We start from the raw sequence: 19,580 nt of genomic DNA, 5'->3' as shown, positions 1-19,580 counted from the left end.
GCCGTTCACCGTTGCTGCCGCTACCGTATTCGCGGGTAAACCCGCTCCTACACAGATTGGTGGTGGACACACACCGGAGGTTGGACACAGCCCGCCGTAGGAGCGGGTTTACCCGCGAAGAGGCCCGCACAGGAAAACACTGACGTCAATTTTTTGTTTTGCCGCTTTTGCCGCCCATCAATTGCCGCTTTTGTCACCTCAGGCGGAAGGCCTTTGCCGCTTTTCTGGCATCAATCTGATAGTACCCTCCCGGCAAACCCCATAAATACGGGCTTTACGGTGGTTGGCACAGCCCTTGCTATACCTTGCTCAACGAAATTCCGGCCAACCTCTGAAGGTTTCCCTGACATGAGCATCAGCTTCGACAAGGCGCTTGGTATTCACGAAAAGGCGCTGGGCTTCCGCGCCCAGCGCGCTGAAGTGCTGGCCAACAACATCGCCAACGCCGACACGCCCAACTACAAGGCGCGTGACATGGACTTTGCCTCGGTGCTCGCAGCCGAAAGCGACAAGCAGCAGAGCGGCGGCCGCTTCAGTCTTGACCGTACCAACAGCAGGCACATCGAGGCTGAGGGCCTGGCCATGGCCGATGAAACCCTCAAGTACCGCACGCCGCTGCAGCCGTCGATCGACCAGAACACCGTGGATGCGCAGATCGAGCAATCGAACTACACGGAAAACGCGATTGGCTTCCAGGCCAGCTTCACCTTGCTCAACAGTAAATTCAAAGGGCTGGTTTCCGCCCTGCGGGGAGAATGATCATGTCCCTTTCCAGTGTCTTCAACATTGCCGGTAGCGGCATGAGCGCACAGAACACGCGCCTGAACACCGTGGCGTCCAACATCGCCAACGCCGAGACCGTGTCTTCGAGCATCGACCAGACTTACCGCGCCCGCCACCCGGTGTTCGCCACCACCTTCCAGAACGCCCAGGCCGGCAGCAGTCAGTCGCTGTTCGAAGACCAGGGCGAGGCAGGGCAGGGCGTGCAGGTAAAAGGCATCGTCGAAGACCAGAGCACGCTGGAGGCACGCTACGAGCCGAACCACCCGGCGGCGAACAAGGACGGCTACGTCTACTACCCGAACGTCAACGTGGTCGAGGAGATGGCTGACATGATTTCCGCCAGCCGCGCGTTTCAGACCAATGCCGAACTGATGAACACGGCCAAGAGCATGATGCAGAAAGTACTGACCCTTGGGCAGTGATAGGAAGCCGACATGACCACCACCAATTCCACCACGGACGTCGGTAGCGCGTACCTGACCTCGCTGCAGAAGCAGACGTCCAAGACTGACAGCTCTACCGGTGCCGCCGGCAGCGCGCTGGGCAAGGACGCGTTCTTGCAGTTGCTGGTTACCCAGATGCAGAACCAGAACCCGCTCGACCCACAGGAAAACGGCGAGTTCGTGGCTCAGTTGGCGCAGTTCAGCAGCCTGGAAAGCATGCAGTCGCTGAACGACGCAGTGACCTACATTGCGGCCGGGCTGCAATCTTCCCAGGCCTTGCAGGCCTCCTCGCTGGTCGGGCGCAATGTCATTGTCCAGACCGACAAGGCCGTGGTCGATACCAGCAAGGACATGAAGGGCTCGGTCAACCTGACGTCGTCCAGTACCTCCACCTCGGTGGGGATCTATGACAAGGACGACAAGCTGGTGCGTACCATCGAGCTCGGTACCCAGAAGGGTGGCAGCATCGACTTTACCTGGGATGGCCTGAACGATGACGGTGAGGTCGCGGCCGCCGGGACCTACACCTTCAAGGCCACTGCCTCGATCGATGGCAAGGCCACGGCCATGACCACCAACCTGCCGGCCTCGGTTACCAGTGTGACCATGGGGGCCAACGGTTCGGAGATGACGCTCAACCTGGCTGGGCTGGGCAGTGTTGCGCTTTCCAAAATCCAAAGCATCGGCATCTAGGGCCTGAGCAAAACGACAGGAGTTACACATGTCTTTCAATATCGGCCTTAGCGGCCTCTATGCAGCAAACAAGGCCCTGAACGTTACCGGCAACAACATTGCCAACGTTGCCACCACCGGCTTCAAATCGTCGCGTGCCGAGTTCGCCGACCAGTACTCCAACTCCATTCGCGGCACGAGTGCCGGCAAGAACGTAGTGGGCACCGGCGTGAAGACTGCCGCCGTGTCGCAGATGTTCACTCCGGGTAACATCAACGGCACCGGCCAGGCGCTGGACATGGCCATTGATGGCAACGGCTTCTTCGTGATGAACGACAACGGCTCGAAAATCTACACCCGTGCCGGTGCTTTCTACAGCGACAAGGATGGCTACGTGGTCAGCTCGTCGGGCGCCAACCTGCAAGGCTATGCCGTGGATGACAACGGCAAGATCATTCAGGGTGTACTGACCAACCTGCAGATCGACACCTCGAACCTGACGCCGAACCCGACCGGCCGTATCTCCGAGAACGTCAATCTCAACTCTACCGCTACTGCGCCAGCCCAGTCGCCATTCGATCCGACCAACACGGGCACCTACAACTACACGTTCAACACCGACGTGTACGATAGTCAGGGTAACGCGCACCAGCTTAACCAGTACTTTGTAAAGGATGCCACCAGCAACTCCTGGACAATGTACACCACCATCGACGGTCGCAACCCGGCTGACCCGAATTCGACCACGCCGTTGGCCAACAATCTGCCGTTCAAGTCTGATGGCACCCTGGATACAGCTGCCATGAATGCGGGCCCGGTAGCGGGCGGCATGACCATCGCGGCCAACAAGACCTTCACGCTCGACAACTGGATCCCGGCACAGAAGAACGCTGCTGGTGTGTGGGGCGCCAACGGTGCTACCGCCAATGTCGACGGGGTCAACCTGGATATGCTTGGCACCACCCAGTACAACGCCGCCTCCGCCACCACCGCCAAGAGTCAGGATGGCTTTGCCACTGGCGAGCTGTCAGGCCTGACCATCGACGAAAGCGGCAACATGTTCGCCAACTTCACCAACGGCCAGGACAAGGTGATCGGCCAGGTGGCTATCGCCAACTTTGCCAACCTGCAGGGTCTGACACCGATTGGCGGCACCAGTTGGAAAGAGTCCTACGCGTCGGGCGTACCGGTGATTGGTGCTCCGGACACCGGCACGCTGGGTCAGATTGCCGGCGGTGCACTGGAAGACTCGAACGTCGATCTGACTGGAGAGCTGGTCAATCTGATCAAGGCGCAGAGCAACTACCAGGCCAATGCCAAGACCATCTCCACCGAAAGCACCATCATGCAGACCATCATTCAGATGACCTGATGATTGTTGTTGGTGTGATGTCTGTAATTGGGGCCGCAATGCGGCCCCAATAACTTGAAGGTTCACGTTAATGAAGCGGTTGTCATTATTGGCCTTGTTCCCCTTGCTGGTGCTGGTACTGCCGGCCCCTGCCGCCCCCGCCCCGTTCTATCAATGGCAAAGTCTGGTCACCGGCCGCTACCTGTGCTCGGCCCATAACCCGGGCAAAGGCTGGGTGCGCCATTCCGGCCCCTACAACAACGCTGCCTGCCGCAGCCATTGAGCAAGCCCTTGCCGCAGGCGGCAAACTTCCGCCGACAAACTGACGGTTATTGCCCCTCGCGAAGCTGAAAGCCCCGTAAATCGGGAGTTTCAGACTTGGTTCGATTATTGCTTTGAACCAGCCCAGTGACAGCGCGGTAACTACGCGCAGAGGAGAAACTGTGGACAAGTTGCTTTATGTGGCCATGACCGGCGCCAGCCAGAACGCGCTGGCGCAGAAGGCCCACGCCAACAACCTGGCGAACATTTCCACCAACGGTTTTCAGCGCGACCTGGAGCAGGCCCGTTCGATGCCGGTGTTCGGCGACAGCTTTCCGGCGCGCGCCTTCGCCATGACCGAACGCCCGGCCACCGACTTCAGCGAAGGCCCGTTGGTCGAAACCGGCCGCGACCTTGACGTGGCGGTGACCGGCAAGGGCTTTATCGCCGTGCAGGCGCCGGACGGCAGCGAAGCCTATGTGCGTACCGGTAGCCTGAACATCGATGCCCTCGGTGTGCTGCGTGCCGGCAATGGCATGCCAGTGATCGGCAACGGTGGCCCGATCGCCATCCCGCCCGAGCAGAAAGTGGAAGTGGGTGCCGACGGCACCATCAGTATCCGCTCCATGGGTGAAGACCCGCGGGTGATGGCCGAGGTCGATCGCATCAAACTGGTCAACCCGGACACCAAAGGCCTGACAAAGGGCCTGGACGGCCTGATCCATACCACATCCGGCCAGCCGGCCGATGCAGACGTCAATGTGCGGGTGGTGGCTGGCTTCGTGGAAGGCAGCAATGTCAACGCTGTAGAGGAAATGACCTCGGTGCTGGCGCTGTCCCGCCAGTTCGAACTGCACGTCAAGATGATGAACACGGCCAAGGAAGGCGACGAAGCCATGGCTCGGGTTTTGCAAATCGGCTAATCACTTTTGAACGGGTGCCGTAAAACAGGCGCACGAGGAGAACTTACATGCTTCCGGCTCTTTGGGTCGCTAAAACCGGCCTGTCCGCCCAGGACACCAATCTGACGGTCATTTCCAACAACCTGGCCAACGTCTCGACCACCGGCTTCAAACGTGATCGTGCCGAATTTGCCGACCTGCTCTACCAGATCAAGCGCCAGCCTGGTGCCCAGTCTACCCAGGACAGCGAGCTGCCTTCGGGCCTGCAGGTCGGTACCGGTGTACGTATTGTGGGCACCCAGAAGAGCTTCGTTGCCGGCAGCCTGCAAACCACCGAAAACCCGTTGGACATGGCAGTCAACGGCCGTGGTTTCTTCCAGGTCCTGCAGCCGGACGGCACCGTTTCGTACACCCGTGACGGCACCTTCCACCTGAACTCCGACGGCCAGATCGTTACCGCCAACGGCTACGCCCTGGAGCCTGCGATTGTCGTGCCTAACGACGCGCAGACTTTCACTGTTGGCCAGGACGGCACCGTGTCGATCACCACCGCCGGCAATCCGGCTGCACAGGTGATCGGCAACATCCAGACCGCCGACTTCATCAATCCGACCGGCCTGCAGGCGATCGGCGACAACCTGTTCCTCGAGACCGCAGCCAGTGGCGCACCTCAGGTCGGCACCCCAGGCCTGAACGGTTTTGGCACTACCCTGCAGCAGACGCTGGAGAACTCCAACGTCAGCACCGTGGAAGAGCTGGTGAACATGATCACCACCCAGCGTGCCTACGAGATGAACTCCAAGGTCATTTCCACGGCCGACCAGATGCTGTCGTTCGTTACCCAACAGCTCTAAGCCCTGTCACTCAGTTGCACCCGTGAGGTAAGCGTCATGAATCGTCTGTTGTCCGTTTTCGCCCTGGGGGGGGCGGTGTTGCTGGCAGGTTGCGTCGCGCCGACGCCCCGGCCCAACGACCCGTACTATGCGCCGGTGTTGCCGCGCACCCCATTGCCGGCAGCGGCCAACAACGGTTCGATCTACCAGGCCGGTTTCGAGCAGAACCTGTACAGCGACCGCAAGGCGTTCCGGGTGGGGGACATCATCACCATCACCCTCAACGAGAGAACCTCGGCCAGCAAGAACGCAGGTTCGCAGATCCAGAAGAACAGCTCGGCCAATATTGGCCTGACCTCGCTGTTCGGCAGCACACCGAACACCAACAACCCGTTCGGCGGTGGTGATCTGTCGCTGGAGGCTGGTTATAACGGCGAGCGTGCCACCAAGGGCGACAGCAAGGCCACCCAGGGCAACACCCTGACCGGTTCGATCACCGTCACTGTGGCCGAAGTGCTGCCCAACGGCATCATCGCCGTGCGCGGCGAGAAGTGGCTGACCTTGAACACCGGCGAAGAGTTGGTGCGCATTGCCGGCATGGTCCGCGCTGACGATATCGCCACTGACAACACCGTGCCGTCCACCCGCGTGGCCGACGCGCGCATCACCTATTCCGGCACGGGCTCGTTTGCCGATGCCAGCCAGCCCGGGTGGCTGGACCGCTTCTTCATCAGCCCGCTTTGGCCTTTCTGAGTACGGATGACCATGTTCAACGTAAGGCAGCTGATTGCCGCAACCCTGCTTTTGTCCTGTGCCTTCGCTGCCCAGGCCGAGCGCCTGAAGGACATTGCCAGCATCTCTGGCGTACGCTCCAACCAGTTGATTGGTTACGGCCTGGTGGTGGGCCTCAATGGCACGGGTGACCAGACCACCCAGACGCCATTCACCCTGCAAACCTTCAACAACATGCTGTCGCAGTTCGGCATCAAGGTGCCGGCCGGTTCCGGCAACGTGCAGCTGAAGAACGTTGCCGCAGTGTCGGTGCACGCCGACCTGCCACCGTTCGCCAAGCCGGGCCAGGTGGTGGACATTACCGTGTCGTCGATCGGTAACTCGAAGAGCCTGCGCGGCGGCAGCCTGTTGATGACCCCGCTCAAAGGTATCGACGGCAATGTCTACGCCATTGCCCAGGGCAACCTGGTCGTGGGCGGCTTTGACGCCGAGGGCCGTGACGGCTCGAAGATCACTGTCAATGTGCCGTCGGCTGGCCGTATTCCGGGGGGTGCCAGTGTCGAGCGTGCGGTGCCGAGCGGCTTCAACCAGGGCAATACCCTGACTCTGAACCTCAATCGCCCTGACTTCACGACCGCCAAGCGCATCGTGGACAAGGTCAACGACCTGCTCGGCCCTGGCGTGGCCCAGGCCGTGGATGGTGGTTCGGTGCGGGTCAGTGCGCCGATGGACCCAAGCCAGCGTGTGGATTATCTGTCGATCCTCGAAAACCTCGAAATCGACCCGGGCCAGGCGGTGGCCAAGGTCATCATCAACTCACGTACCGGCACCATCGTCATCGGCCAGAACGTCAAGGTGTCGCCGGCGGCGGTAACCCACGGCAGCCTGACCGTGACCATTACCGAAGACCCGATCGTCAGCCAGCCGGGGGCCTTCTCCAATGGCCAGACTGCCGTGGTGCCACGCTCGCGGGTCAATGCCGAGCAGGAAGCCAAGCCGATGTTCAAGTTCGGCCCGGGTACCACGCTGGACGAAATCGTCCGCGCGGTGAACCAGGTGGGCGCAGCGCCCGGCGACCTGATGGCGATCCTCGAAGCCTTGAAACAGGCCGGTGCCTTGCAGGCCGACCTGATCGTGATCTGAGGACGGCACGGATGAATATCAAAAGCCAGGTATCCGGTAGTGCCGACAGCGGCGCCTATACCGACCTTAACCGCCTGAGTGCCCTCAAGCACGGCGACCGCGACAGCGAAGCCAATGTGCGCAAGGTGGCCCAGGAGTTCGAGTCGCTGTTCATCAGTGAAATGCTCAAGGCCTCGCGCAAGGCCAGTGACGTGCTGGCCGACGACAACCCGATGAACACTGAAACGGTCAAACAGTACCGCGACATGTACGACCAGCAGCTGGCCGTAAGCATGTCCCGCGAAGGTGGCGGTATCGGCCTGCAGGACGTGCTGGTGCGCCAGCTGACCAAGGGCCGCAGTGCGTCGGTCAATACCAGCCCGTTCCCGCGCGTCGATAGCAGTGGCCCGGCATTGTGGGGCAACAAGGTGGCGGAGCCGGTGCATACCATGGCCTCGTCCGCTACCCGCAATGACGTTGCAGCACTCAACGCGCGGCGCCTGGCCTTGCCCAGCAAGCTCACCGACCGCCTCCTGGCCGGTATCGTGCCATCGGCGGAAACCGCCAACAACGCCGCCGTGCCTGCACGTGACGGCCAGCAAGTGGCCAAGGCCTTCGCCGTGCCGGACAACGGCCTGCGCATTGTCGGCCGCGCCGTGGCCCAGCCGCCGCTGGCGCCGAACAAGGCTTTCACCGACAGCGACGCCTTCGTCGCCACCATGCTGCCAATGGCCGAGCAGGCCGCCAAGCGCATTGGTATCGACCCACGCTACCTGGTGGCCCAGGCCGCGCTGGAAACCGGTTGGGGCAAGTCGGTGATGCGCAACAGCGACGGCAGCAGCAGCCACAACCTGTTCGGCATCAAAGCCACTGGCAACTGGCAAGGCGAGCAGGCGCGGGCGATCACCAGCGAATTCCGCGATGGTCAGTTCGTCAAGGAAACAGCGGCGTTCCGCAGCTACGACTCGTACCAGGACAGCTTCCACGACCTCGTCACCTTGTTGCAGAGCAATTCTCGCTATCAAGGTGCGCTGGATGCGGCCGATAACCCTGAGCAGTTTGCAAGAGAGCTGCAAAAGGCAGGTTATGCGACCGACCCGGGCTATGCGAAGAAAATCATCAGCATTGCCCAGCAAATGCAGTCAACCCCGCAATACGCCATGGCTGGCAGAACCACGAACTTATAAAAGGACTAAATCATGTCGAGCCTGATTTCCATCGGCCTGAGTGGCCTGAGTGCCAGCCAGGCGGCCTTGTCGGTAACCAGTAACAACATCGCCAACGCCGCGACCAGTGGCTACTCACGCCAGCAGACAGTTCAGGCGGCGGGGCCTTCGCACAACATTGGCGCAGGCTTCCTGGGTACCGGGACCACGCTGGCGGATGTGCGTCGCATCTACAGCTCCTACCTGGACAACCAACTGCAGACAGCCACCTCTTTGCAGGCAGATTCGCTGACGTTCCAGGATCAGATCACCAGCATCGACAAACTGCTGGCCGACCGTGACACCGGCATCAGCTCGGTCCTTACCGCCTTCTTCTCGGCCCTGCAGACTGCAGCGGCCAAGCCGGGTGACGTTGCCTCGCGCCAGTTGCTGCTGACCCAGGCGCAAACCCTGAGCAACCGTTTCAATGCGGTGAGCACCCAGCTGACTCAACAGAACGCCACGATCAACTCCCAGCTCGACACCATGGCTGGCCAGGTCAACAAACTGACCGCCAGCATTGCCGAGTACAACAAGCAGATTGCCGCGGCCAGCGGCACTGGCAACACCCCTAACAGCCTGCTGGATGCGCGCAGTGAAGCGGTGCGTCAGCTCAATGAGCTGGTCGGTGTTACGGTACAGGAGCGTGACGGCAATTATGACGTGTACCTGGGCAGCGGCCAGTCGCTGGTCACCGGCAACAAGGCCAACACCCTGTCGGTCGAGCCTGGCGCTGCAGACAAGAGCCAGGCCAGCCTGCGCATCAACTACGAGTCGTTCAGCTCTGATGTGACCTCGGTGGTGTCCGGTGGCGCCATTGGCGGCCTGTTGCGTTATCGTCAGGACGTGCTGACGCCGTCGATGAACGAGCTTGGTCGCGTTGCCCTGGTAGTCGCCGACAGTATCAATAGCCAGTTGGGGCAGGGCCTGGATGCCAACGGCCAGTTCGGCAGCTCGCTGTTCTCCAGCATCAACAGCGCTACTGCCATGGCCCAACGCAGCCTGGCCTCGTCCAATAACAGTACCGGCTCCGGCAATCTGGATGTCACCATTGCCAATAGCGGTGCGTTGACCACCTACGACTACGAGGTGAAGTTCACCAGCGCCAACCAGTACAGTGTGCGCCGCTCCGACGGCACCGACATGGGCAGCTTCGACCTGAATGCCGACCCGGCACCCGTGATCGACGGTTTCAGCCTGGCGTTGAAGGGTGGCGGTCTGGCGGCTGGTGACAGCTTCAAGGTCATCCCCACCCGTGCAGCTGCCGGTAGCATTACCACGACCCTGACCGATGCCAACAAGCTGGCCTTCGCCGGGCCCGTCAGCGCTACTTCGGGCAGTGGCAACAGCGGTACTGGCACCATCACCCAGCCGACCCTGAGCGAGTCGCTGGACATCTACGGCGGTGCCGATACCGCGCTGATCCAGCAGTCGATTCGCGATTCGATGCCGGTGCGTGTGGTGTTCGACGCTGCCAGCGGTGGCTCCCAGGGCTACAAGCTGTTCGATGCCAAGGGCACCCAGATTGGCACTGGCAGCGTGGTACCGGGGCAGGACAACAAGCTGTCCATCGCCGTGCCGATGCTGGATGCGGCTGGCGACCCGATTCTGGATGGCAGCGGTAACCCGCGTACCTTTGCCGTCGAAACCACCATTGGCGGCAGCCCTGCGGCCAATGACAGCTTTACCCTGTCGTTTAATGCCGACGGCAAGGCGGACAACCGTAACGCCACGGCACTGCTCGACCTGCAGACCAAGTCGACGGTGAACACTGGCTCCGGCGGCGGTACCAGCTTCACTTCGGCCTACGCCTCGCTGGTCGAACGCGTGGGTGCAAAGGCGAACCAGGCGTCCATCGACAGCACCGCGACCGAGGCGGTGCTCAAGTCTGCCAGCGAAAGCCGCAGTGCGGTGTCCGGGGTCAACCTGGATGACGAAGCGGCCAGCCTGGTCAAGTTCCAGCATTACTACACGGCGTCCTCGCAGATCATCAAGGCGGCGCAAGAAACCTTCAGCACCCTGATCAACGCTTTGTAAGGAGTAGACTATCGTGCGTATTTCCACTGCTCAGTTCTATGAGGCCAGCGCCAGTAGCTACTCCAAGAACTTCTCCAGCATGAACAAGACCAACGACCAGGTGACGTCGGGTATCCGTATCCAGACCGCTGCCGATGACCCGGTCGGTGCTGCACGCCTGCTGCTGCTGCAACAGCAGCAATCGTTGCTGGACCAGTACAGCGGCAACATCAACACCGTGAGCAACTCGCTGCTGCAGGAAGAGAGTGTGCTCTCTACCATCAACGATGCCATGCAGCGTGCCAGTGAGTTGGCGATCCGTGCCGGTGGCGCCGGGGTGACCGATTCTGACCGCGTGGCCATCGGCACCGAGCTGAAAGAGATCGAGGCCAACATCTTTGGCCTGCTCAACTCGCGCGATGCCAACGGTGACTACATGTTCGGAGGCTCCAAGAGCACCACGCCGCCCTATGTGCGCAACTCCGATGGCACCTATAGCTACCACGGCGACCAGACCCAACTGAGCCTGCAGGTATCCGATACCCTGAGCCTGGCTACCAACGACACCGGTTTCAGCATCTTCGACTCGGCCAGCAACAAGAGCCGTACCCAGTCGACCCTGTTGGTGCCGGCGACTGACGATAGCGTGGTCGGGGTGTCGTCTGGCCTGCTGACCTCGAGCACCACCTACAACAACAGCTTCACGGCAGGCCAGCCTTACAAGCTGACCTTCACCAGCGCGACGCAGTACACCATCACTGACGCCAGCGGCAATGACATCACCTCGGAAACGCCTACCAACGGTACCTTCGACAGCAAGACCGAAGGTGCCAACAAGATTGCCCTGCGTGGGGTGGAGTTCGAGATAACCGTGACCTTGGAGGAGGGTGCCGATGCCGACGCCGCCGTGGGCGGGCGCGAGTTCTCCCTGGAGGCACGCCCGGACTCGTTCAATACCACCCGTAACGGCAGCAACACCTCCAGCGCCCAGGTCACCAGCAGCAGCGTGACCGACGAGGCCGCCTATCGCAGTACGTTCCCCAGTAATGGCGCGGTGATCAAGTTCACGGGGCCGGGCGCATACGAGTTCTATGCCCAGCCGCTGACGGCCGACAGCAAGCCGGTCGCCAAAGGTACCTTTACGGCACCGTCGTTGACGGTGGCCGGGGTAACCTACCAGGTGTCCGGTTCGCCGGAGGCAGGCGACCAGTTTGCGGTCACGGCCAATACCCACCAGAACCAGAACGTGCTGGAAACCCTCAGTCAGTTGCGTGCGGCACTGGAAACGCCGGTGACCGGTGCTGGCGCGGCGAATGCCTTGAAAGATGCGGCGGCCTCGGCCATTGCAAACCTGGCCAGTGCCCGTGAGCAGGTCGATATCACCCGTGGCTCGATCGGTGCTCGCGGCAACTCGCTCGAGATTCAACGCCAGGAGAACACCAGCCTGGGGCTGGCCAACAAGACCACCCAGAACGCCATCGGCAACACCGACATGTCGCAGGCGGCCATCACCCTGACCTTGCAGCAGGCCATGCTGGAGGCCTCTCAGCTGGCCTTTTCGCGTATTTCCCAGCTGAGCCTGTTCAACAAGCTCTGATCTGCCTGCCTGATCCTGGGGCTGCTGCGCAGCCCTATCGCGACACAAGGCCGCTCCCACAGGTCCTCCTCTCTCCTGAAGGTGGGGTATTTGGACTGCTCCCAAGGGTTGGATTGGTGTCCAGCTTCTTGGGGCATTCCCGGTACTCCTCTCTTCTGAAGGTGGCGTATTCGTGGGAGCGGCCTTGCGTCGCGAAAGGGCCGCGAAGCGGCCCCATCGATATCTGCTGCGAAGCTGATCATTCGGGGTCCAGTGCCCGCCCGGTCATTCCAAAAATTCCCCAGTCCCCACACCCTCGCCACGGCTTTCGTAGCATTTCAATGTGACCAATGAGTCAAAACGCTCATCTTCCCTGTATTCTATGCAGCAGCTGTTGCAGCATTTTGTTACCGGTGCGCAGGCGAGCCCTGCCTACAACCCCTGGCGGTGACCGCTCCGGTATTTGGCGCCCTCAATTCATCGAGTGGTGGTCTTTGGCTGTTTTCATTGGGAAGCCAGAATGATTGGCATCAAAAGCATTGCGAGTTACGTGCCCACCGCTGGCCTGGACAACTACGTTCAGGGTGCGAAGTTCGGCAAGGACGAAGAGTTCATGTTCGGCAAGATCGGTGCGTCGTTCCTGCCGCGCAAGGCCGAAGAGCAAGAAACCTCCGACCTGTGCGTAGAAGCCGCTCAGGCGCTGTTCGCCAGCAACCCCGACCTTGATCCGCAATCGATCGATGCGTTGATCGTGGTCACCCAGAACGGCGACGAAGAAGGCCTGCCGCACACCGCAGCCATCGTCCAGAGCAAACTAGGCCTGTCTACCCGCGTGGCGGCGTTCGACGTGTCGCTGGGCTGCTCGGGCTATGTGTATGGCCTGTATGCGATCAAAGGCTTCATGGAAGCGGCAGGCCTGAAGAACGGCCTGCTGATCACCGCCGACCCGTATTCGAAGATCGTCGACCCGGAAGACCGTAACACCACCATGCTGTTCGGCGACGCCGCCACGGCAACCTGGATGGGTGAAAACGCGGTCTGGAACCTGGGCCAGGCGCGTTTCGGCACTGACGGTTCCGGTGCCGAGCACCTGAAAGTCAGCGACGGCAAATTCTTCATGAATGGCCGCCAGGTGTTCAACTTCGCCCTGGTCAAAGTGCCGGCGCACCTGCACGAGCTGCTGGATGCCAGCGGCCTGAAATCGTCGGATATCGACGCCTTCTGTATCCACCAGGGCAGTGCGGCGATTGTCGACGCCGTGGCGCGACGCTTTGAAGAGCAACACCCGGAGAAGTTCGTCAAGGACATGCTGGAAACCGGCAATACGGTGTCCTCCAGCGTTCCGCTGCTGCTGCAGAAGCACATGCTCGATGGCAACTGGAAGCGCGTGGCGATCAGTGGTTTTGGCGTGGGCCTGTCGTGGGGCTCGGCCATCCTTTACCGCGACTGATCCCCCGGTCAGCCCACAAAAGCGCCCGGCGGCCACCGCCCGGCGCTTTTTTTCTGCCAAAAATAAACTTCTGCCTAACGCAGCCCGTTGTAGGAGCGGGTTCACCCGCGAAGAAGGCTGCTCGGTCTATGGCACCGGCTTAGCCGGTGTTCGCGGGTGAACCCGCTCCTACAGACAGGATGAGGCATTCAGCCCAGTTCGAACAGTTTTTGACGCCAATAAACCGCCCTTAACCCCTTGATTTATCAGGGCTGGCCCCATGCCAGTATTTTTTTTTTGAAAAAGCCCTCAAGCAACCCGCCCACCCGACGATAACCATTACGAAGGTTCTCTAGGCCAATCCGGCGGTTGCCAAGGCCGGAAGCCGCAGTACCCATCCAACGAGGATTTCGTCATGGCTTTAACTGTAAACACCAACATTGCGTCGATCACCACCCAGGGCAACCTGACCAAGGCGAGCAACGCTCAGACCACTTCGATGCAGCGTCTGTCCTCGGGTCTGCGCATCAACAGCGCTAAAGACGACGCTGCCGGCCTGCAGATCGCCAACCGTCTGACCAGCCAGATCAATGGCCTGGGCCAGGCTGTGAAGAACGCCAACGACGGTATCTCGATCGCTCAGACCGCTGAAGGTGCAATGCAGGCCTCGACCGACATCCTGCAGAAAATGCGTACCCTGGCTCTGTCCTCGGCTACTGGCTCGCTGAGCGCCGACGACCGTAAGTCGAACAACGACGAATACCAGGCTCTGACCGCTGAGCTGAACCGTATCTCGGATACCACCACCTTCGGTGGCCAGAAGCTGCTGGACGGTTCGTACGGCACCAAGGCCATTCAGGTCGGCGCAAATGCCAACGAAACCATCAACCTGACTCTGGACAACGTTTCGGCCAAGAGCATTGGCTCGCAGCAAGTCAAGAGCGTCGGCATCACTCCAGATGCAACCGGCATTGCAGGTGGCGCTGTCACCATCACCGGTAACGGCCAGAGCACTGACGTCACGCTCGCTGCTGGTGCTTCCGCCAAGGAAATCGCCAAGACCCTGAACGGCGCAGTAGGTGGCCTGACCGCTACCGCAAGCACCGAAGTCGAGTTCACCATCGACGAAGCGGCTATCGCCGGTGCCACCCCAGCATCCGCCAACTTCAAACTCGAAGTCGGCGGTCAGACTGTCGACTTCGTGGGTGTCACCGACACCGCCGGTCTTGCTGACCAGCTGAAGTCCAACGCTGCCAAGCTGGGTATCAGCGTCAACTATGACGAGACCAAGGGCACTCTGTCGGTCAAGTCCGATACCGGTGAAAACCTCAAGTTCACTGCTGCCGACCCTGGTGCCGTTGCAGGTATCCAAGTTGCCGCCAAAGACGGTTCGGGCAAACTTGGTACTGCTGCCGCGTTGGACGCAGCCACTCTGGTCGTCACTGGCGCGGTGAACCTGGACTCCGCCAAGGGCTACTCGCTGACCGGCGCTGGCGTTGAAGACCTGTTCGCGGGTACTGGTGTCACCGCTGTGACTTCGGCCAAGACCTCTATCGCCGAAACCGACGTGACCGACGCCACCAACGCCCAGAACGCTCTGGCTGTTATCGACAAGGCGATCGGCTCCATCGACAGCGTCCGTTCGGGCCTGGGTGCTACCCAGAACCGTCTGCAAACCACCGTCGACAACCTGCAGAACATCCAGAAGAACTCCACCGCTGCCCGTTCCACCGTGCAGGACGTGGACTTCGCTTCGGAAACTGCCGAGCTGACCAAGCAGCAGACTCTGCAGCAGGCTTCGACCGCGATCCTGTCGCAGGCTAACCAGCTGCCATCGTCGGTCCTGAAACTGCTTCAGTAATTCAGGCGCTTGAGTGAAGGGTGAAAGGGTGCGTTTACGTGCCCTTTCACCCTTTTTGACATGAGGAGTTCGAAACATGGACATGAGTGTCAAGCTGAACCAGGTGTACCCGGCCGTGTTGCCCCATCCGCCAGGAGCTGATCGCGAGCGGGACCCGGCTATGCCTGCCAAGGTGCAGGAAGCCGCTGCCTCCGATAATCAGCCGCACTCGCGCGAGGACCTGGAAAAAGCGGTTGGCGAAATTCGTGATTTCGTCCAGTCGAGCCAGCGCCAGCTGGACTTTTCCATTGATGATTCCACGGGCCGGATTGTAGTCAAGGTGATTGCTACCCAGTCCGGTGAGGTGATCCGGCAACTTCCGTCGGAAGCTGCGCTGAAATTGGCGCAGAGCCTCAGTGAAGCCAGCAGCCTGCTGTTCGACGGTCAGGCATAGGCTGGCATGATTTTTGTTGTTGTCGATTATTTGATGGATTTATCCGCCAAGGATCCGGCAGCTACTGAACAAGGAGAGCAATGATGGCAGGTACAACAGTCAGCGGTATTGGCTCGGGCATCGATACCCAGGCGATCGTCGAATCTCTGGTGGCCGCGCAGAAGGCGCCGAAACAGGCGCAGATCAATACCCAAACACTGAAGGCAACCACCACGTTGTCCTCTATTGGCAAGATCCAGGCGGCTCTCGATGCGTTCCGTGGCGCCTTGACCAACATGACTGATTCCAACAGCTTTGGTGGCCTGAGCCTTAAGTCTTCGGATGAAAAGGTCGCGACCGTCACCATGGGGACTGGGGCGGCAAACGGGTCGTTCAAGCTGATCGTCGACAAGTTGGCGACCGCGTCAAAAGTTTCGACCAAAGTGTATGCAGATGGCGCGGGATCGGTAGTCAATAGCGGCAGTACGCCAACTACCCTGACCATCAGTCAGGACGGCAAGGACTTCGATCTGAGTGTTCCCGCCGGCGCCACGTTGCAGCAGGTACGCGACAGCATCAATAGCCAGTTCGGTGTAGCGGGTCTTAGTGCCAACGTGCTGACGGATGCCAATGGTTCTCGTCTGATCGTCACCTCGACGAAAATGGGTGAGGGCTCTGACATTACCCTTTCCGGTAATTCGGGCATCGATACCGGCTATACCGTTGTCGATGAGCCGACGGACGCCGAGTACACCCTTGACGGCATTGCCATGAAGTCCAAGACCAATGACATCACCGATGCTGTCAGTGGTCTCAATATTAAGCTGGTGGGTGTTTCACCGATAAACGCTACCAGTGGTGAGCCTACGGCGACCATCCTCTCGCTGACTACCAGTTCCACAACGTTGAAGTCGGGCCTCAAAGGTTTCATCGATACCTACAATGCCTTGCTCGCCGTGATGAATGAGGAAACCAAGGTCACCAAGAACGCCAATGGCACCATGACGGCCGCGGCGCTGACGGGTGATGCCACGATGCGCACGTTGATGACCTCCATTCGTGAGGAGCTCAATGCGGTATCGGGCAACGGAACCTTGAAATCGCTCGCTGCCTTTGGTGTCAGTTCGTCCCAGGATGGCGGTGCGCTGAGCCTGGACGACAAGAAATGGGACAAGGTTGCCTCCACCAACGCGGCGGACCTGACTAGTATTTTCAATGGCAAGGATGGCCTGCTGGCGCGCCTGCAAAAAGTCACCGAGCCATTCGCCAAGGCCGCAACCGGCACCCTCGCCGAGCGCTCCAAGGTCCTGAGCGAAAGCCTGACCAAGCTCACGGCCGAGCAGGAAACCCTGGACGCCCGCATGGAAGCCCTGCAGAAGAGCCTGCAGGACAAGTACAACAACATGGATACCCTGGTCACTCAGTTGCGTCAGCAGCAGGACTCGGTGCTGAGCACCCTCAACGCACTGAACAAGGCGAACAGCGACGATTGATCCGTGAACCTTGCATGAAGTCCGTGCAAGATGCCGGGCTTCATGTCATCGGTCGGTAAAGTTTTTCGCCGCCTGCCCGATACAAGGAATATCTCCCCCTTAAGCCTGCCCGTCACGAGGTCGCAAGATGAATCCCATGAGAGCCCTTCGTCAGTACCAGAAGGTCAATTCCCATGCCCAGATTTCCGAAGCCACGCCCCATCGCCTGGTGCAGATGCTGATGGAGGGCGGCCTCGATCGCATGGCGCAGGCCAAGGGTGCGATGGCGCGTGGCGACATTGCGGAAAAGGGTCTGATGCTGGGCAAGGCGATCGACATCATCATCGGTTTGCGCGATGGCTTGTCGCCTGAAAAAAGCGAAAACCCAGAGTACGTCGAAAAGCTCGACGCCCTCTATGTCTACATGACCAATCGCCTGATGCAGGCCAATGTGGACAACGATGCCGGCATTATCGACGAAGTTGCCCAGCTGCTGATTACCGTGAAAAGTGGCTGGGACGGCATTGCCGACGCCCAGCCTGCCAGCTGATGGCAAGGAGATTACCGTGACCGCACTGCAACGCCTCGATGACACCTGCGATGCCCTGATCGGGGCCTTGGGGGAGCGTGACTGGGAAACCATTGCCAAGCTGGATGTGGCGTGCCGCGCGTGCATCGACGAGGTGCTGGAAACCCATGCGATGGATCAGGCGTTGCTGCGCGAGAAGCTGGAAGGGGTGCTGCGGCTCTACCGCAATCTGATCGATGTGACAACCGGTGAACGCCAGGCAATTGCCGAAGAGATGATGCAGATCAATCAAGCGAAAAATGCATCGAAGGTTTACCATCTCTTCAGTTAAGATGCGCACGACTTAACAAAAGGCGCCATAAATTTGACTGTATGGGCCTTTTTGACTTTACTAGTGGCTGTTTTCGAATTTCAGACGTCCGAACACTGACCATTCAGTCGGAATGATGTCGAGCACGCCCCTGCAGGGCGCCGATATGACTAGGGAAGTTGCTATTGCATGTGGCGTGAAACCAAGATTCTGCTGATCGATGACGACAGCGCGCGCCGCCGCGACCTTGCGGTGGTGCTGAACTTCCTCGGCGAAGAAAACCTCGCGTGTGCCAGCCATGACTGGCAGCAGGCGGTCGAGCCATTGTCTTCGAGCCGCGAAGTGCTGTGCGTGCTCATCGGCACCGTAAATGCTCCGGGCAATCTGCTTGGGCTGCTTAAGACAGTGGCTACCTGGGATGAGTTCCTTCCGGTTCTGCTTTTAGGTGAAATTTCTTCTGTCGAGCTGCCGGAAGACCTTCGCCGTCGGGTGCTTTCCAGCCTGGAAATGCCGCCAAGCTACAGCCAACTGCTGGATTCGCTGCACCGTGCCCAGGTCTACCGCGAAATGTATGACCAGGCGCGCGAGCGCGGTCGCCAGCGCGAGCCCAATCTGTTCCGTAGCCTGGTTGGCACCAGTCGTGCCATTCAGCACGTGCGGCAAATGATGCAGCAAGTGGCGGATACCGATGCCAGCGTGCTGATCCTGGGTGAGTCGGGCACCGGCAAGGAAGTGGTGGCGCGCAACCTGCACTACCATTCCAAGCGCCGCGAAGCGCCATTCGTGCCGGTCAACTGTGGCGCGATCCCGGCCGAGCTGCTGGAAAGCGAACTGTTCGGCCACGAGAAGGGCGCCTTTACCGGGGCCATCACCAGCCGTGCCGGGCGTTTCGAACTGGCCAACGGCGGTACCCTGTTCCTCGACGAAATCGGCGACATGCCGTTGCCGATGCAGGTCAAGCTGCTGCGTGTGCTGCAGGAGCGTACCTTCGAGCGCGTGGGTAGCAACAAGACCCAGAGCATCGACGTGCGCATCATCGCTGCGACGCACAAGAACCTCGAAACCATGATCGAGAACGGTACCTTCCGCGAAGACCTGTACTACCGCCTGAATGTGTTCCCTATCGAAATGGCGCCGCTGCGTGAGCGTGTGGAAGACATTCCGTTGCTGATGAACGAGCTGATTTCGCGCATGGAGCACGAGAAGCGTGGTTCCATTCGCTTCAATTCCGCCTCGATCATGTCGCTGTGTCGTCACGGCTGGCCGGGCAACGTGCGCGAGCTGGCCAACCTGGTCGAGCGCATGGCGATCATGCACCCGTACGGGGTCATTGGCGTGTCGGAACTGCCGAAGAAATTCCGCTATGTCGATGACGAAGACGAGCAGATGGTCGACAGCCTGCGCAGCGACCTTGAAGAGCGCGTGGCGATCAATGGCCATACACCAAACTTCAGCAACCACGCCATGCTGCCGCCCGAAGGCCTGGATCTCAAGGACTACCTGGGTAGCCTGGAGCAGGGCCTGATCCAGCAGGCGCTGGACGATGCCAACGGTATCGTTGCGCGCGCGGCTGAACGTTTGCGTATTCGCCGTACCACCCTGGTCGAGAAGATGCGCAAGTACGGCATGAGCCGCCAGGGCGGCGAGGAACAGGCGGAAGATTGAAGCCTG

Annotated in this window: 19 protein-coding genes; all 19 read left to right on the top strand. The window is 60.2% G+C overall.

Going from position 1 to position 19,580, the window contains the following annotated elements:
• The first annotated feature begins 348 nt into the window (after positions 1-348).
• Complete coding sequence (flgB, locus tag ACF8RA_RS04985; protein ID WP_021785151.1) at positions 349-759, top strand: flagellar basal body rod protein FlgB; 411 nt, start codon at positions 349-351, stop codon at positions 757-759.
• 2 nt (positions 760-761) lie between these two features.
• The gene (gene flgC / locus ACF8RA_RS04980) at positions 762-1,205 is read left to right on the top strand and encodes a flagellar basal body rod protein FlgC (protein ID WP_012051596.1); all 444 of its coding nucleotides are present in this window, start codon (positions 762-764) and stop codon (positions 1,203-1,205) included.
• A 12-nt stretch (positions 1,206-1,217) separates the two neighbouring features.
• The gene (flgD, locus tag ACF8RA_RS04975; RefSeq protein WP_176685386.1) at positions 1,218-1,919 is read left to right on the top strand and encodes a flagellar hook assembly protein FlgD; all 702 of its coding nucleotides are present in this window, start codon (positions 1,218-1,220) and stop codon (positions 1,917-1,919) included.
• A gap of 28 nt (positions 1,920-1,947) precedes the next feature.
• A complete protein-coding gene (gene flgE, locus ACF8RA_RS04970) occupies positions 1,948-3,270 on the top strand; it encodes a flagellar hook protein FlgE (RefSeq protein WP_176685387.1) in 1,323 nt (440 codons plus the stop codon).
• Positions 3,271-3,340: 70 nt separating this feature from the next.
• Complete coding sequence (locus ACF8RA_RS04965; RefSeq protein ID WP_176685388.1) at positions 3,341-3,532, top strand: hypothetical protein; 192 nt, start codon at positions 3,341-3,343, stop codon at positions 3,530-3,532.
• A 160-nt stretch (positions 3,533-3,692) separates the two neighbouring features.
• Positions 3,693-4,433, top strand: a complete 741-nt coding sequence (gene flgF / locus ACF8RA_RS04960; protein ID WP_103462189.1) for a flagellar basal-body rod protein FlgF — start codon at positions 3,693-3,695, stop codon at positions 4,431-4,433.
• A gap of 47 nt (positions 4,434-4,480) precedes the next feature.
• Positions 4,481-5,266: a flagellar basal-body rod protein FlgG gene (gene flgG / locus ACF8RA_RS04955; RefSeq protein WP_176685389.1), complete on the top strand. Its 786-nt coding sequence runs from the start codon at positions 4,481-4,483 to the stop codon at positions 5,264-5,266.
• 36 nt (positions 5,267-5,302) lie between these two features.
• Complete coding sequence (gene flgH / locus ACF8RA_RS04950) at positions 5,303-5,998, top strand: flagellar basal body L-ring protein FlgH (protein WP_103462191.1); 696 nt, start codon at positions 5,303-5,305, stop codon at positions 5,996-5,998.
• Between the two features lie 12 nt (positions 5,999-6,010).
• Positions 6,011-7,120 carry a flagellar basal body P-ring protein FlgI gene (locus ACF8RA_RS04945; RefSeq protein ID WP_370844649.1) on the top strand — a complete coding sequence of 370 codons (1,110 nt, stop codon included), beginning with the start codon at positions 6,011-6,013 and terminating at the stop codon, positions 7,118-7,120.
• A gap of 11 nt (positions 7,121-7,131) precedes the next feature.
• Positions 7,132-8,286, top strand: coding sequence for a flagellar assembly peptidoglycan hydrolase FlgJ (gene flgJ, locus ACF8RA_RS04940; protein ID WP_176685391.1), 1,155 nt, complete (start codon positions 7,132-7,134; stop codon positions 8,284-8,286).
• 12 nt (positions 8,287-8,298) lie between these two features.
• Positions 8,299-10,341 (top strand): flagellar hook-associated protein FlgK, encoded by a 2,043-nt coding sequence (gene flgK, locus ACF8RA_RS04935; protein WP_176685392.1) that lies wholly within the window; start codon positions 8,299-8,301, stop codon positions 10,339-10,341.
• A 13-nt stretch (positions 10,342-10,354) separates the two neighbouring features.
• Positions 10,355-11,917 (top strand): flagellar hook-associated protein 3, encoded by a 1,563-nt coding sequence (locus ACF8RA_RS04930; protein ID WP_176685393.1) that lies wholly within the window; start codon positions 10,355-10,357, stop codon positions 11,915-11,917.
• Between the two features lie 499 nt (positions 11,918-12,416).
• On the top strand, positions 12,417-13,346 hold the full coding sequence (locus tag ACF8RA_RS04925) for a ketoacyl-ACP synthase III (protein ID WP_392518851.1): 930 nt from the start codon (positions 12,417-12,419) through the stop codon (positions 13,344-13,346).
• A gap of 394 nt (positions 13,347-13,740) precedes the next feature.
• Complete coding sequence (locus tag ACF8RA_RS04920; RefSeq protein ID WP_209967377.1) at positions 13,741-15,186, top strand: flagellin; 1,446 nt, start codon at positions 13,741-13,743, stop codon at positions 15,184-15,186.
• A gap of 76 nt (positions 15,187-15,262) precedes the next feature.
• Positions 15,263-15,619, top strand: a complete 357-nt coding sequence (locus tag ACF8RA_RS04915; RefSeq protein ID WP_392518850.1) for a flagellar protein FlaG — start codon at positions 15,263-15,265, stop codon at positions 15,617-15,619.
• An 83-nt stretch (positions 15,620-15,702) separates the two neighbouring features.
• Entirely contained in the window at positions 15,703-17,091 is a 1,389-nt protein-coding gene (gene fliD, locus ACF8RA_RS04910) for a flagellar filament capping protein FliD (protein ID WP_392461869.1), read from the top strand.
• A gap of 127 nt (positions 17,092-17,218) precedes the next feature.
• Positions 17,219-17,620: a flagellar export chaperone FliS gene (gene fliS, locus ACF8RA_RS04905; protein WP_061304368.1), complete on the top strand. Its 402-nt coding sequence runs from the start codon at positions 17,219-17,221 to the stop codon at positions 17,618-17,620.
• Between the two features lie 16 nt (positions 17,621-17,636).
• On the top strand, positions 17,637-17,930 hold the full coding sequence (locus tag ACF8RA_RS04900; RefSeq protein ID WP_370844654.1) for a flagellar protein FliT: 294 nt from the start codon (positions 17,637-17,639) through the stop codon (positions 17,928-17,930).
• A 168-nt stretch (positions 17,931-18,098) separates the two neighbouring features.
• Positions 18,099-19,574 carry a transcriptional regulator FleQ gene (gene fleQ / locus ACF8RA_RS04895; protein ID WP_176685399.1) on the top strand — a complete coding sequence of 492 codons (1,476 nt, stop codon included), beginning with the start codon at positions 18,099-18,101 and terminating at the stop codon, positions 19,572-19,574.
• Positions 19,575-19,580 lie beyond the last annotated feature (6 nt).

It is taken from the genome of Pseudomonas sp. FYR_5, assembly GCF_043106315.1.
Classification (GTDB): Bacteria; Pseudomonadota; Gammaproteobacteria; order Pseudomonadales; family Pseudomonadaceae; genus Aquipseudomonas; species Aquipseudomonas putida_Y.
This window is presented reverse-complemented; position numbering and strand designations above follow the sequence as displayed.

Coding starts and splice junctions, on each gene's coding strand:
- flgB (WP_021785151.1), top strand. CDS start 349: ATGAGCATCAGCTTCGACAAGGCGCTTGGTATTCACGAAAAGGCGCTG.
- flgC (WP_012051596.1), top strand. CDS start 762: ATGTCCCTTTCCAGTGTCTTCAACATTGCCGGTAGCGGCATGAGCGCA.
- flgD (WP_176685386.1), top strand. CDS start 1,218: ATGACCACCACCAATTCCACCACGGACGTCGGTAGCGCGTACCTGACC.
- flgE (WP_176685387.1), top strand. CDS start 1,948: ATGTCTTTCAATATCGGCCTTAGCGGCCTCTATGCAGCAAACAAGGCC.
- ACF8RA_RS04965 (WP_176685388.1), top strand. CDS start 3,341: ATGAAGCGGTTGTCATTATTGGCCTTGTTCCCCTTGCTGGTGCTGGTA.
- flgG (WP_176685389.1), top strand. CDS start 4,481: ATGCTTCCGGCTCTTTGGGTCGCTAAAACCGGCCTGTCCGCCCAGGAC.
- flgH (WP_103462191.1), top strand. CDS start 5,303: ATGAATCGTCTGTTGTCCGTTTTCGCCCTGGGGGGGGCGGTGTTGCTG.
- ACF8RA_RS04945 (WP_370844649.1), top strand. CDS start 6,011: ATGTTCAACGTAAGGCAGCTGATTGCCGCAACCCTGCTTTTGTCCTGT.
- flgJ (WP_176685391.1), top strand. CDS start 7,132: ATGAATATCAAAAGCCAGGTATCCGGTAGTGCCGACAGCGGCGCCTAT.
- flgK (WP_176685392.1), top strand. CDS start 8,299: ATGTCGAGCCTGATTTCCATCGGCCTGAGTGGCCTGAGTGCCAGCCAG.
- ACF8RA_RS04925 (WP_392518851.1), top strand. CDS start 12,417: ATGATTGGCATCAAAAGCATTGCGAGTTACGTGCCCACCGCTGGCCTG.
- ACF8RA_RS04920 (WP_209967377.1), top strand. CDS start 13,741: ATGGCTTTAACTGTAAACACCAACATTGCGTCGATCACCACCCAGGGC.
- ACF8RA_RS04915 (WP_392518850.1), top strand. CDS start 15,263: ATGGACATGAGTGTCAAGCTGAACCAGGTGTACCCGGCCGTGTTGCCC.
- fliD (WP_392461869.1), top strand. CDS start 15,703: ATGGCAGGTACAACAGTCAGCGGTATTGGCTCGGGCATCGATACCCAG.
- fliS (WP_061304368.1), top strand. CDS start 17,219: ATGAATCCCATGAGAGCCCTTCGTCAGTACCAGAAGGTCAATTCCCAT.
- fleQ (WP_176685399.1), top strand. CDS start 18,099: ATGTGGCGTGAAACCAAGATTCTGCTGATCGATGACGACAGCGCGCGC.